The sequence below is a fragment of the Novosphingobium terrae genome (genome assembly GCF_017163935.1).
Lineage (GTDB): Bacteria > Pseudomonadota > Alphaproteobacteria > Sphingomonadales > Sphingomonadaceae > Novosphingobium > Novosphingobium terrae.
The window spans coordinates 187598-200994 of record NZ_JABVZR010000001.1; the positions used below are offsets into that span (position 1 = coordinate 187598).

The 13397-nt window shown below is 64.4% G+C and carries 13 protein-coding genes; 11 read left to right on the plus strand and 2 right to left on the minus strand.

Translation table 11 applies throughout. The features are described 5' to 3' along the window. Positions 1-10: 10 nt before the first annotated feature. Positions 11-1270, minus strand: coding sequence for an alkaline phosphatase family protein (locus HGK27_RS00880; RefSeq protein WP_206237974.1), 1260 nt, complete (start codon positions 1268-1270; stop codon positions 11-13). 125 nt (positions 1271-1395) lie between these two features. Here HGK27_RS00880 and HGK27_RS00885 point away from each other — a divergent pair, with 125 nt between their 5' ends. The 3 genes from HGK27_RS00885 (at position 1396) to HGK27_RS00895 (ending at position 3662) form a co-directional block, all read left to right on the plus strand. Next, the gene (locus tag HGK27_RS00885) at positions 1396-2202 is read left to right on the plus strand and encodes a DUF72 domain-containing protein (RefSeq protein WP_206237976.1); all 807 of its coding nucleotides are present in this window, start codon (positions 1396-1398) and stop codon (positions 2200-2202) included. Beyond that, positions 2199-2726: a methylated-DNA--[protein]-cysteine S-methyltransferase gene (locus tag HGK27_RS00890; protein WP_241126763.1), complete on the plus strand. Its 528-nt coding sequence runs from the start codon at positions 2199-2201 to the stop codon at positions 2724-2726. The genes HGK27_RS00885 and HGK27_RS00890 overlap by 4 nt, the downstream gene beginning before the upstream one ends. 78 nt (positions 2727-2804) lie before the next feature. After that, positions 2805-3662 (plus strand): methyltransferase domain-containing protein, encoded by an 858-nt coding sequence (locus tag HGK27_RS00895; RefSeq protein ID WP_206237978.1) that lies wholly within the window; start codon positions 2805-2807, stop codon positions 3660-3662. Here the strand turns inward: HGK27_RS00895 and HGK27_RS00900 are convergent. Continuing rightward, positions 3659-5170: a YifB family Mg chelatase-like AAA ATPase gene (locus HGK27_RS00900; protein ID WP_206237980.1), complete on the minus strand. Its 1512-nt coding sequence runs from the start codon at positions 5168-5170 to the stop codon at positions 3659-3661. The two genes, HGK27_RS00895 and HGK27_RS00900, sit on opposite strands and share 4 nt — an antisense overlap. 443 nt (positions 5171-5613) lie before the next feature. Between HGK27_RS00900 and rpmH the strand changes: the two genes are divergently transcribed. From rpmH to HGK27_RS00940, 8 genes are all read left to right on the plus strand, one after another. Further along, a complete protein-coding gene (rpmH, locus tag HGK27_RS00905) occupies positions 5614-5748 on the plus strand; it encodes a 50S ribosomal protein L34 (protein ID WP_011444236.1) in 135 nt (44 codons plus the stop codon). Between the two features lie 49 nt (positions 5749-5797). Then, entirely contained in the window at positions 5798-6265 is a 468-nt protein-coding gene (gene rnpA, locus HGK27_RS00910; protein ID WP_206242659.1) for a ribonuclease P protein component, read from the plus strand. Between the two features lie 3 nt (positions 6266-6268). Continuing rightward, positions 6269-6481 carry a membrane protein insertion efficiency factor YidD gene (gene yidD, locus HGK27_RS00915; protein WP_084456030.1) on the plus strand — a complete coding sequence of 71 codons (213 nt, stop codon included), beginning with the start codon at positions 6269-6271 and terminating at the stop codon, positions 6479-6481. 46 nt (positions 6482-6527) lie between these two features. After that, positions 6528-8300 carry a membrane protein insertase YidC gene (gene yidC, locus HGK27_RS00920; RefSeq protein WP_274617144.1) on the plus strand — a complete coding sequence of 591 codons (1773 nt, stop codon included), beginning with the start codon at positions 6528-6530 and terminating at the stop codon, positions 8298-8300. Next, positions 8297-8974, plus strand: coding sequence for a ribosome biogenesis GTP-binding protein YihA/YsxC (gene yihA, locus HGK27_RS00925; RefSeq protein ID WP_206237982.1), 678 nt, complete (start codon positions 8297-8299; stop codon positions 8972-8974). The genes yidC and yihA overlap by 4 nt, the downstream gene beginning before the upstream one ends. A 334-nt stretch (positions 8975-9308) precedes the next feature. After that, the gene (locus HGK27_RS00930; RefSeq protein WP_206237983.1) at positions 9309-10244 is read left to right on the plus strand and encodes a S1/P1 nuclease; all 936 of its coding nucleotides are present in this window, start codon (positions 9309-9311) and stop codon (positions 10242-10244) included. Between the two features lie 72 nt (positions 10245-10316). After that, positions 10317-11465 carry a succinyl-diaminopimelate desuccinylase gene (gene dapE, locus HGK27_RS00935; protein ID WP_206237985.1) on the plus strand — a complete coding sequence of 383 codons (1149 nt, stop codon included), beginning with the start codon at positions 10317-10319 and terminating at the stop codon, positions 11463-11465. A gap of 407 nt (positions 11466-11872) precedes the next feature. Next, entirely contained in the window at positions 11873-13183 is a 1311-nt protein-coding gene (locus tag HGK27_RS00940; RefSeq protein WP_206242662.1) for a dicarboxylate/amino acid:cation symporter, read from the plus strand. Positions 13184-13397 lie beyond the last annotated feature (214 nt).

A 13397-nucleotide genomic window follows, 5' to 3' on the forward strand; every position in this document is an offset into this window, starting at 1 on the left:
CCCCTCTTTCTCAGCGCTTCAGCACTGTGCGGAAGGGCGTGTCGTTGCCATCGGCATCGCTGGCGGGCGGCAGCTTCAGCAGATCGCGCAGCAGCGGCGCCACATCCACATTGTCGAAGGAGGGCAGCTTGCCCGCCGCGCGAAATGCCGGACCGTTGGCGACAAACAGCGCGGCCATTTCGGGCGCTTCATTGTCATAGCCATGATTGCCGCCTTCAACCTTGTGTGGCGGCTTGTCGAAGACCACCCAGCCCACATCGGCCAGACAGATCCACGGCGCCACGCGCGGGTTCGATCCATAGCGGAAGCGTGCCGGGATCTTCGCCTTGGCCCAGCACTGCAGATGGTCATGCTGGCGATCGAGAGCCTTCTCCAGCGCTGCCTCATGGCCGGGCTGGGGGTAGATGGCGGCATAGGTGCCGGTTTCCACCGTGGTGAAATCGGCAGGATCGGCGATGTCCTTGAGCCACACGACACGATCCGGCGCTGTGCCCGCCATGCCGTGATCGGCCACGATCACCAGATTGACCGGCTGACCCAGCGCCTTGAGCCCCGCCACCAGATCGCCGATGTTGCGGTCCACCTCCTTGATGGCGGTGTTGGTTTCGGGCGCATCGGGCCCATACTCGTGGCCCGCCGAATCGACGGTGTCGAAATAGAGCGTCACAAAACGCGGGCGGATCGCGGCGGGGCGGCGCATCCAGTCCAGCACGGTGTTCACCCGCTGCGTGGCGGTGACGGCCTGGTTGAACTGCAGCCAGTCCTCGGGCCGCGTACCGCCGGAGACCTTATGGTCCCCCTTGGTGCCGCCCCAGGCCACATTCGATCCCGGCCAGAAGACGGTGGCGCTGCGCACACCGGCCTTTTCGGCTTGCTCCCAGACGGGCGCGGCCTCGTTCCACCAGAAGGGATCGTCGTTGGCCATGGTGAAGGTTTCGTCCGGGCGCGCCGGGTCCTTCATGGAATTGCCGACAATGCCATTGTGATCGGGCACGCGGCCTGTCACCAGCGCCCAGTGGTTGGGGAAGGTCTTGGAGGGGAAGGAGGGCCGCATCGCCGCATGCACGCCGCCTGCCGCCAGACGCGAAAGCACAGGGGTTTCACCGCGATCAAGGTAATCGGCGCGGAAGCCGTCGATGGAGATCAGGATGGTGACGGGCGCTCGTTCCTGCCGCGCCGCCTGGGGCGCGGGGCGGGAAAGGGCCGTGCTGGCGGTGAGGGGAAGGGCGAGGCAGGCCGCCAGTGCGGCAAGAGGGGGGAGCAAGCGCATGGAGGGAGCCCTAACGCGATAAAAAGACAATTCAATGCGGAAGATTGCCCGCATGAAAGAGGATGCCTTGCTGGCGCGGGCACGGCATAAGGCAAGCGGACCGGCAGCAGGAAAGGCATCGGCATATGGGCAAGGACAAGCAGGGCACGATCCGCATCGGCATCGGCGGCTGGACCTATGAGCCTTGGCGGGGTGTGTTTTATCCCGCTGGCCTCGCCCAGAAGCGCGAGCTGGAACATGCGGGCAGCAAGCTGACCTCCATTGAGGTCAACGGCACCTATTACGGTTCGCAAAAGCCCGAGAGCTTCGCCAAATGGCATGATGAGACGCCCGAGCACTTCGTCTTTTCCTTGAAGGCGCCGCGTTTCGCCACCAACCGCAAGGTGCTGGCCGAGGCAGGCCAGAGCATCGAGCGCTTCTTCACCAGCGGCGTGATGGAGTTGAAAGACAAGCTGGGCCCGATCAACTGGCAGTTCATGGCCACCAAAAAGTTCGACGCGCAAGATTTCGAGGCTTTCCTCAAACTGCTCCCCGCCTCGCATGAAGGCCGCCAACTGCGTCATGCGGTGGAGGTGCGGCATGAGAGTTTCCGCCATCCCGATTTTATCGCCATGCTGAGCGCCTATGGCGTGGCGCCGGTGGTGGCAGGCGATGCCGAATACCCCCAGATCGCTGACCCCACCGCGCCTTTCGTCTATGCCCGCATCATGGGCACCACGGAGGGCGAAGCGCTGGGCTACAGTGAGGCCGCGCTCGATGGCTGGGCGGATCGTGCCCGCGGCTGGGCACAGGGCGATGTGCCGGAGGATCTGCCGCTGATCGGGCCCAAGCCCGAGGCTACGCCGCGCGATGTCTATCTCTATGTCATCAGCGGCCATAAGGTGAGCAATCCGCAGGCCGCCATGGCGCTGATCGAACGCGTGAAACCGTGAAGCTGACGATCCACACCATGCCCTCTCCGCTGGGCGATCTGCTGCTGGTCGCCGATGAGGAGGGCGCGCTCCGCGCTCTGGAATATGCCGATGGTGAGGAGCGGCTGCATCGCCTGCTGCGCCGCCGTCTGGGGCATGAGACGGAGCTGGTGCCGGGTGCCTTGCCTCAGGAGCAGGCGCTCACCCGCTATTTCGCCGGGGAGATCGCCGCCATCGATACGCTGCCCGTGGCGATGGGCGGCACGACCTTCCAGAATCAGGCCTGGGCAGCCCTGCGCGAGATTCCGGCGGGCAGTCCGGCCACCTATGGCGGTCAGGCGCGGCGGATCGGTCATCCCACCGCCGCACGCGCGGTGGGCAGCGCCAATCACAACAATCCGATCAACATCGTCGTGCCCTGCCATCGCATCATCGGCGGCAATGGCGCGCTCACCGGCTATGCCGGAGGGCTGGAGCGCAAGCGCTGGCTGCTCGATCATGAGGCGCGCCATGCCGATCCTGTCGCGGCACAAAGGCTGCTGTAAAATCCCTTAAGGAATATCCTTGTCTCGGCCCGATTGTCCGGTCAGAACAGGGATATCCTCTCCAGATGGCGGGTCACCATGGGCATCGATTTCCACGGATTGAATTTCCTGCGCTACGCCGCCGAAAAGGCGCCTTTCGGCGAGACCGTCACCATCGGCAGGCAGGAGTTGCACGTCAATCCGATCGCTCTGGAGCAGCTGATGCCCGGCGAGGCGGCCCAGCAGCCCAGCGCCTATTGCGACAGCCTGCTGATGCGGCGTTTCGGTGCCAGCAAGGTCGATTCGATCGACAATTGCGATTACGAGGCCGCCACCCATGTGCTGGATATGGGCCAGCCGCTCGATCCGGCGCTGCATGAGCGTTTCGACACGCTGATCGATGCCGGTACGCTGGAGCATATCTTCAACATCAATCAGGCGTTGGACAATTGCTCGCGGCTGGTGAGGCCGGGCGGGCGGATTATCCATATCCTGCCCGCCAACAATTACTGCGGCCACGGTTTCTGGCAGTTTTCGCCCGAGCTGTTCTACTCGCTTTACGCCGAGAAGAACGGCTATCGCGACACCAAGGTCTTCCTCTCGGATTATGTGGACCGCTGGAGCTGGTATGAGGTGCTGCCGCCTCAGGACGGCAAGCGGGTGAATGTCAGCTCCGCCACCGAGCTTTACGCCATGGTGGTGACCCAGCGTGCGGGCGGCGATTTCCGGCAGGACGATGTGCAGCAGAGCGACTATCTCCATGAATGGGATGTGCGTCGCGAGGAGCCGACGCCTGCGCCCGCGCCGGCGGGGGTGAAGGGGGCGGTGATGCGCTCGCCGCTGTATGACCGGCTGTTCCCGCTGGTGCATCGCGGGATGCGGCTGTTTTCCTCGGAGAAGATGTCGCCGCGCAATCCGGGCCTGCGCCGTTTCGATGTGCGGAGTTTGCGGGCCTAGGCCAGTGGCCCCTGCCGCCGGTAGGACAGCGCCTCGGCGATATGGCCGCGGGTAATGGCAGGCGCCTGAGCCAGATCGGCAATGGTGCGCGCCACCCGCAGTACGCGCGTATAGCCGCGCGCTGACAGCTTCAGCCGTTCCGCTGCTTGCATCAGCAGGGTCTGGCCTTCCGCATCGGGGCTGGCATGGGCCTCCAGCAGATCGCCCGCCAGATCGGCATTGGTGCGCAGGCCAGGCTGGGCCGAGAGGCGCTTGCGCTGCACCTCCCGCGCTGCCGCCACCCTTTTCGCGACCACGATGCTGCTTTCCTGCACCGGCGCCCGGGCCAGATCGACGGCGGGCACGGCATCGACCTGAACATGCAGATCGATGCGATCCAGCAGAGGTCCGGAGACCCGGCTCTGGTAATCGGACCCGCAGCGCGGCGCCCGGCTGCAGCCCAGAGCGGCATCGCCCAGATTGCCGCAGCGGCAAGGGTTCATCGCCGCGATCATCTGCACCCGCGCCGGATAGGTGACATGCGCATTGGCCCGCGCCACGCTGACCTCTCCGCTCTCCAGCGGCTGGCGCAGCGAATCGAGGACATTGCGCTGGAATTCGGGCAGTTCGTCGAGGAAGAGTACGCCCAGATGCGCCAATGATACTTCGCCGGGCCGGGCGCGCAGGCCTCCGCCGGTCATCGCCGCCATGCTGGCCGAGTGATGCGGGGTGCGGAAAGGGCGGGTACGAACGATTCGCCCACCTTCCAGGGTGCCCGCCATCGAGGCGACCATAGAGACTTCCAGCGCCTCGGTAGCGTCGAGAGGCGGCAGAATACCGGGCAGGCAACTGGCCAGCAGGCTTTTGCCTGCGCCGGGCGGCCCGACCATCAAAAGATTATGGCCACCGGCTGCGGCGATTTCCAAAGCGCGGCGGGCGGTTTCCTGACCTTTGACCTGTTTCAGATCCGGGCCGGACGGTGGCGATACTGCATCGGCCAAGGGCGCCACGGGCAGGACCGAGGAGCCTTTCAGATGCCCCATCAAGCCGACCAGATCAGGCGCGGCCACAACCTGAATACCGCTCGCCCAACGCGCCTCCGAGCCCTGCGAGGCCGGGCATATCAGGCTCTTCTCTTCACTGCTGGCATGCAGCGCTGCAAGCAGCACGCCCGGCGAGCCCACAATCCGCCCGTCCAGCGCCAGTTCGCCCACGACGATGTAATCCTGCAATTGCTCTGCATCGGTCACGCCCATCGCCGTCAGCAGGGCCAGCGCGATGGGCAGATCGTAGTGTGATCCTTCCTTCGGCAGGTCGGCGGGGGACATATTCACCGTGATCCGCTTGGGTGGCATTGCCAGCCCCATTGCGGCCAGAGCGGCCTGAACCCTCTGGCGGCTTTCATTCACCGCCTTGTCGGCCAAGCCCACCAGATGAAAGCCCGGCAGGCCTGCGGTGATCTGGCACTGAACCTCCACCGTCCGCGCTTCCAACCCAAGATAGGCGACCGTGGAAACCAATGCGACCAAGTGGATACGCCTTTGGATTGGAAAGAAGATATCCCGATCTTGGGAGAGCAGAAAGAAACTGTCGAGAGGGTTTTAGAAGGGAAAAAGAAAATGCGAGGGGATTATCCCCTCGCGCTTCCATGACGTCTCCCGACGTGAGGGCGGTGGTGCCGAAATGATGTGCCCCGGCTCTCCACCAGCGCTACGGTAAGCGCCGCAGGCAGGCTCTTTGGATGATAGGCTGTGTTGGCAATTGAAAGCCTGCGGCGCTATGATCCCGCTCCAGACCGATAGGTTGTGCGCGACGAAGACAGTTATGGGAGCGCGAGGGGGTAACCCCCTCGCATCTTATCTTTCCTAACGCCCTTCCGAATCCCTTGACTCAAATCGGCCAAATCCATAATGGGCGCGCTTCACGCGTGGCCTTGCGCTGCGCCAGACGAGATTTTGCAAGGGTTACTACGATGAAGCGCACTTTTCAGCCCAGCCGGCTTGTCCGCGCCCGCCGCCATGGTTTCCGCGCCCGTACTGCCACTGTTGGCGGTCGCAAGGTGCTCGCTGCCCGCCGTGCGCGCGGCCGCAAGAAGCTGTCGGCCTGATCTGACGCCTTTCGAAGGCTCGGATAGCATGACCGCGCCTGGGGGTGAGATGCCTCGGGGCGCGGTTTCTTGCGTCCCGGTTTCCGATTTGCCGCCGCGGTTGCGGGTGCTGACGAAGCGCTCGGATTTTCTGGCGGCGAACAGCGGCCTGCGCGTGGCGCGGGGCGGTGTGGTGCTGCAGGTCCGGCCCAATGGTGGCGCGGATCTGGGTTTCGGCATCACTGTTACCAAGAAGATCGGCAATGCCGTGGTGCGCAACCGGATGAAGCGCCGCCTGCGCGCTCTGGTGCGCGAGGTGCTGCCTGCGCACGGTCTGGCGGGCCACGATCACGTGCTGATCGGTCGCGAGAGCGGGGTGGAGCGCGATTTTGCCACGATGCGTGCCGAGCTGCTGGTCGCTCTGGAACGGGCGAGGGCTGGCAAGGGCGATCCGCCGCGTGGGCCTCGCAAGGGTGGCCCTAAAGGCAAGCCCCCAGTCAGGACGCGGGGCAAGGGCCCGGCGCCTGCGGGCGCGTAATCCATGCTGGCGCGGCTCTTCATTCTGATCGCGCGGGGCTGGCAGCTTGGCCCCTCGCGCGTTTTGCCGCCATCGTGCCGGTATGCGCCCAGCTGCAGCGAATATGCCATCATCGCCCTGCGGCGTTATGGCGCGATTAAGGGTGGATGGCTGGCGGTTAAGCGTCTATTGCGCTGCCACCCTTGGGGTGGGCATGGCTATGATCCTGTGCCCTAGGCCCCGTTTCTCAACACGGATCGGATAGAGGCTCGAAGGCGCCATCGTGAGTAAACAGCCCCCGCAAAATCAGCGCAATTTGTTGCTGGCGATGTTGCTGGTGGGTATCCTGCTGTTCGGCTGGGATACCGCCCTTCGCTACTTCTACCCCAATGCGAACAAGTCCAAGCCCGAAGCCTCGGCCAGCCCGACGCCTGCCGCAGCCAAGCCAACCCGCGAAGGCGGCCTTGGCGATGCGATCGAGCAGCAGGCCGAAGCCGTCGATCTGAAGGCCCAGCTGGCACGTCCGCGCGTGCAGATCGCCGCGCCGGGTCTGGTCGGCTCGATCAATCTGGCGGGCGGCGTGGTCGATGACCTCTCGCTGCCGCGCCACAAGGCCACCATCGAGAAGAACAGCGAGCCGGTGCGTCTGTACTCGCCCGCCGGTACGCCCGCCCAGCATTTTGCGCAGGTCGGCTGGGTGAACGCGCCCGCCGGTATCGCCATTCCCGATGGCAACACCGTGTGGACCGCCCCCGCGGGCGCCAAGCTGACGCCGACCACGCCGGTCACGCTCAGCTGGTCGAACACCACCGGCCAGACCTTCAACCTGACCTATGCGATCGACACCGATTACATGATCACGGTGACTCAGAAGGTCAGCAACGCCAGCGGCGCCCCGCTCAAGATCCAGCCTTTCGCGCTGATCAACCGCACCAGCCGCACGGCCAGCCAGCGCACCTGGAACCTGCATTCGGGCCCCTTCGATTCGCTCGACAGCAGCGTGAAGTTCCAGCCCAAGTATGAGGACGTGACCAAGGCCGGCCAGATGAATCTGGAAGGCACCGCCGACTGGCTGGGCTTCACCGACATCTACTGGATGAGCGTGCTGGCCCCCACCAACGGCCAGGGCGCCACCAGCGACTTCCGCGCGCTGGGCAACGATCTGTTCCGCGCCGACCTCGTCTATCCCGCGCAGACCGTCGCGCCGGGCACGGCTTCCAGCACCACCACGCGTCTGATCGCCGGTGCCAAGGAAAACGCCGTCCTCGACAAGTATGAAGCCGAGGGCGTCACCAAGTTCAGCTATTCGATCGACTGGGGCTGGTTCTGGTTCTTCGAAAAGCCGATCTTCCTGCTGCTGCGCACGCTGTTCCACCTGACCGGCAACTTCGGCGTGGCGATCATGCTGCTCACGCTGATCGTGCGCCTCATCATGTTCCCGGTGGCTCAGCGCGGCTTTGCCTCCATGGCCTCGATGCGCGCCATCCAGCCCAAGGTGAAGGCCCTTCAGGAGCGCTATAAGGACGACCGCCAGAAGCTTCAGGAAGAAACCATGAAGCTCTACAAGGAGGAAAAGGTGAACCCGCTCGCGGGCTGCCTGCCGATGTTCCTCCAGATCCCGGTGTTCTTCGCGCTCTACAAGGTGCTGATGGTGTCGATCGACATGCGTCACCAGCCCTTCGTGCTGTGGATCAAGGATCTTTCGGTTCCCGATCCGCTGCATATCTTCAACCTCTTCGGCCTGATCCCCTGGGATCCGCCTTCGTTCCTGGGTCTGGGCCTGCTGGGTCTGATCTATGGCATCTCGATGTGGTTCCAGTTCAAGCTGCAGCCCGCCGCGCCCGATCCCGCGCAGCAGCAGATGATGTCGATCATGCCCTGGATGATGATGTTCGTGATGGCGCCCTTCGCCTCGGGGCTGCTGATCTACTGGATCACCTCGAACATCCTGACCGTGGCGCAGCAGAAGTATCTCTACTCGCGCCATCCCGGGATGCGCGCCATGGTGGAGAAGGAGCGCGCCACCGTCGCCCGCGCCATCAAGGACAGCAAGTGACCGAGCAACCGCAAGAACAGGCGCCCGGCGTCGATGAAGAACTGGTCGAACGCGCGCGGCGGCTGTTTTCGGGGCGGGTGGATTTCCTCCTGTCCGCCCCGGCGCTGAAGTTCCTGCCCGATCCGGTGGTGCCCGAGGTGGCCTTTGCCGGGCGGTCGAACGTCGGCAAGTCCAGCCTGCTGAACGCCATCACCGGGCGCAAGTCTCTGGCGCGCACCTCGGTGACGCCGGGCCGCACGCAGGAGCTGAACTTCTTCGAGGTGGGCGGTGTTGTCGGCGAATTGCCCGATTTCCGTCTGGTCGATATGCCCGGCTACGGCTTCGCCAAGGCCCCGCCCAAGGTGGTGGAGCAGTGGCGCAAGCTGGTGCGTGAATTCCTGCGCGGTCGCGTGGTGTTGAAGCGCTGTTTGGTGCTGATCGACAGCCGTCACGGTGTGAAGGATGTCGATCGCGAGATGATGGAGATGCTCGACGGTTCGGCCGTGGGCTATCGTCTGGTGCTGACCAAGGCGGACAAGGTGAAGGCCAGCGAGCTGACCGATGTCTACGCCAAGACCGTGGCCGAGGCGCGCAAGCATTCGGCAGCGTTTCCGCAGGTGACAGTGACGTCTTCGGAGACCGGTTTGGGCATCGCGGAGCTGCGGGCTGCGGTTCTGGGAGATGCCGAGCTGTAAGATTGAAAAGAGAATGCGAGGGCCATCGCCCTCGCGCTCCCTTTACTGTCTACCCTGCGCTTCGGGTTCGGCCATAGAGCTGACGTCGCAGCGCCGCAGGCTTTAAACGACAGAGAGGCGCCGAGGCATAACTGCCTGCGGCGCCTTTTTGTTGCGCAGGCGGAGAGGCGGTGCGCGCCGGTTGGGGGCCACTACCCGTGCGTCGGGAGACGTCATGGGAGCGCGAGGGGGTAACCCCCTCGCATTTCTCTTCTTTATCAATCCCTCTTTTTCCCGTCACAACACAGCGCTAGAACCCCGGCCTTCCAAATCACGCAAACGAGGGCCGCCCCATATGATCTCCACCACCTTGCGCCGTAGACTGGCCATCGTCGGCACCGCGATGGCGGGCATGCTGGCGCTCACCGCGCAACCGGCTTTCGCTTGGGGCGAGCTGGGTCATCGCACCGTGGGCAACATCGCCTATGCCAATGTGAAGCCCGAAGTGCGCGCTCAGATCGACACTCTGCTCAAGCAGGAAGCGATGCTCGGCACGCCCGAGTGCAAGGTGAAGACTATCGGCGATGCGGCGGTCTATCCGGACTGCCTGAACGCCAACCGCTGGCGCTGGGCCTACACCTTCCCGTGGCACTATCAGGACATCGACATCGACAAGCCCTTCGACGTGAAGGAGGCCTGCAATGCGGGCAATTGCGTCACGGCGCAGATCGAGCGGTTCCGGCGCATTCTGGCGGATCGCAGCCTGCCGCCGCATCAGCGGCTGGAGGCGCTGATCTTCATTACCCATTTCGTCGGCGATCTGCATCAGCCGCTGCATGCCGCCGAGCATGAGCATGATGCGGGCGGCAATGCGGTGACGGTCACCAACATTCCTGCGCCTTCCTATATGGTGGCCGGCAACCCGCCGCATCTGGTGGACAACAGCAAGAAGCCCGCGAACCTGCACAGCGTGTGGGACACGGTGGTGGTGGAGCGTGCCCAGAAGGAAGGCCGCCTGCCCGCCGTGCGCGCCTACACCGTGGCCGAGCGTGAGAAGGTTGCCACCGGCGAGGTGGCTGACTGGGCGCTGGAAAGCTGGAATCTGGCGCATGATCTGGTCTATCCGCAGGCCTTCGGCCATGTGGTGGCGCCGGGCGAAACCACGCCCAAGGAAGTCACCATCGACGATGCCAGCCTCGACAAGGATGCCACCGTTGCCGGGGATCGCATCCTTCAGGCGGGGCTCCGTCTGGCCAAGGTGCTGGATCAGGCCCTTACACCTGCGGGTTGAAAAGCCTCGCAAATGGTGATGCATGGCGCCGCGCCCCTTCCGGGGACGCGGCGCTTTTGCTAGGGTACTGGGATGACCGATACCCTCCAGACATCCGCCGATGTTGTCGCCCTTGCCGAGGCGCTGATCGCCTGCCCCAGCGTCACCCCCGCCGCAGGCATGGTCTTCGACTGTCTGGAAGAGGCTCTGCGCCCGCTCGGCTTCGATGTGCAGCGCTTTGTGGCAGGCAGCGCGCCCGACGGCCCGGTGGAGAACCTCTTCGCCATCCGCAAGGGCCCCGAGGGCAGCCGCCATTTCTCCTATGCGGGCCATGTCGATGTCGTCCCCCCGGGTGAGGGCTGGACCAGCGGCCCCTTCGCCCCCCAGCGCCGTGGCGAGCTGCTCTACGGGCGCGGCGCGGTGGATATGAAGGGTTCGATCGCGGCCTTCGTGGCGGCGATGCACCATGTCCCGGCCGAGGCGGGCACCGTCAGCCTGATCATCACCGGCGATGAGGAGGGCCCCGCCACCTATGGCACGCTGGCCCTGATCGACCATATGAACGCTGCCGGAGAGCGCCCCGACCTGTGCCTCGTGGGTGAGCCCACTTCGGTCAACCGTCTGGGCGATATGATCAAGGTTGGCCGTCGCGGCAGCGTCAACATCTGGATCGAGGTCCATGGCGTGCAGGGCCATGTCGCCTATCCGCACCTTGCCGACAATCCGCTGACCAAGCTGGTCGCCCTGCTGGCCGAGCTGAAGGGCCATGTGCTGGATGAGGGCACCGACTGGTTTCAGGCCTCCAACCTTGAAATCACCGATGTGGCTTGCGGCAACCCGGCCACCAATGTGATCCCGCCGCAGGCTTCGGCCCGCGTTTCGATCCGTTTCAACGATCTGCACACCGGCCAGTCGCTGGCCGATTGGGTGGCAGAAGTTGCGGCTCGCCATGGCGCCACCACCCGCGCGGTGATCTCTGGCGAGGCGTTTCTGACGCCGCCGGGGGATTTCTCGGCGCTGGTGGTGGAGGCGATCAAGGCCGAAACCGGCGTGGAACCGGAAATCTCCACCAGCGGGGGCACATCGGATGCGCGCTTCCTGAAGTCGCTGTGCCCGGTGATCGAGTTCGGCCTCTGCAACGCCACGATGCACAAGCGCGATGAAGCTGTGGCGGTGGCTGACCTTGAGGCGTTGGAGCGGATTTTCGCCAAGGTGACTTTGGCGGCTTTGAAGAAGGATTGAAGGATAAGATGCGAGGGCCATCGCCCTCGCGCTCCCTTTAACGTCTACGTTGCGCCAAGGGTTCGGCCAAGGCGCTAAGGTCGCAGCGCCGCAGGCTTTCAATGATAGAGAGGCGCCGGGGCATAACTGCCTGCGGCGCCTTTTCGTTACGCTGGTGGAGAGGCGGGGCGCACCAATCGGGCGCCACTGCCTAATCGTCGGGAGACGTCATGGGAGCGCGAGGGGGTAACCCCCTCGCATTGTCTTTTTATACCTTCTCTTCTCGCAAAAGCCGCGAGCCCCTGCCACAGCATCCACACACGGGGCATACGTCCTTTGCCGCCATTGCCGCTTTCCACGCGCCTTGGTAGCAGGACACATTGATACATCCATAGACGCCCGAAAACGAAGGGCGCATGCGGGGAACCATGGCAAAACGGCTGACCTATTTCATTCTGATTGCCCTGGTGGCCGGTATTGTGGTGGGCTACGGCCTGCATCAGGCGTTTGACGCCAAGGACCCGGCGCTGGCGACGATTGCCGATCTGCTCAAGCTGCTGCCGGATGTGTTCCTGCGGCTGATCAAGATGATCATCGCGCCGCTGATCATGGCGACGATCATCACCGGCATCGCGGGCATGGGCGATTCGACCGCGCTGGGCCGCATCGGCGGCAAGGCGCTGGTGTGGTTCATCAGCTCTAGCGTGGTGTCGCTGCTGCTGGGCATGCTGCTGGTCAACATCTTCCAGCCGGGCGCCGGGCTGGCACTGAGCCCGGCCACGGGCCTCGGCGATCTGGCGACCAGCCAGCTCACCTTCCGCCACTTCATCATCGAGATCTTCCCGACCAGCGCTCTGGACGCCATGGCGCAGAACAATGTGCTGCAGCTGCTGGTGTTCTCTGTCTTCGCGGGCGTGGGGCTCTCGGCGATTGGCGAGAAGGGCCGCATCATCGTCGAGTTCGCCGATGCGGTGGTGACGCTGATGCTGCAGATCACCGGCTATGTGATGTCGGTCTCGCCGCTGGCGGTGTTTGGCGCGATGGCGGCGATCGTCGGTGTGAAGGGGCTGGGCATTCTGGCCACCTACGGCGTGCTCGTCACCGAGTTCTACGGCGGCCTGATCCTGCTCTGCCTGCTGACGCTGGGCGCGGGCGCGCTGTTCCTGGGCAAGCGCGCCTTCACCCTGTTCCGCTACATCCGCGAGCCGGTGCTGATCTCCTTCTCGACCGCGTCCTCGGAAGCCAGCCTGCCCAAGATGTTCGAGCAGCTCGACCGCTTCGGTGTGCCGCGCCGCGTGTCGGGTTTCGTGCTGCCGCTGGGCTATGCCTTCAACCTCACCGGTTCGATGATGTATGCCAGCTTCGCCTCGATCTTTATCGCGCAGGCCTATGGCATCCATCTGCCGATCAGCACGCAGCTGCTGATGCTGCTGACGCTGATGGTCTCCTCCAAGGGCATCGCCGGCGTGCCGCGCGCCTCGCTGGTGGTGATCGCCGCGACGCTGAACCAGTTCCATCTGCCGGTCGAGGGCATTGCCCTGCTGCTGGCGGTGGACACCTTCCTCGATATGGGCCGCAGCGCGACTTCGGTGCTGGGCAATGCGGTGGCGACCGCTATCGTGACCAAGACCGAAGGCATGCTGCAGCCGCTGATGGATCCGGAAGCGGAGCATGCCCCCACGCCGCATGGTGGCGCGGAGCATGGGCTGCATGGGTTGAATGTCGATCCCAATCAGTAAGGAAGGGTGAAAGCAGGGGGTGTTACACCCCCTGCACCCCCGTTACGTCTCCCGACTAGAGGGCAGGGTAGAGGGCGATGGGGGGTTCAAACTCTCCACCATCGCAATGAAAAGGCGCCGCAGGCAGGGAATGCCTCGGCGCCTTTTTCTCGTTTAAAGCCTGCGGCGCGGCAAGCTGAGCGCCTTGGCCGAACCCTATGCGCAACGCCGACAG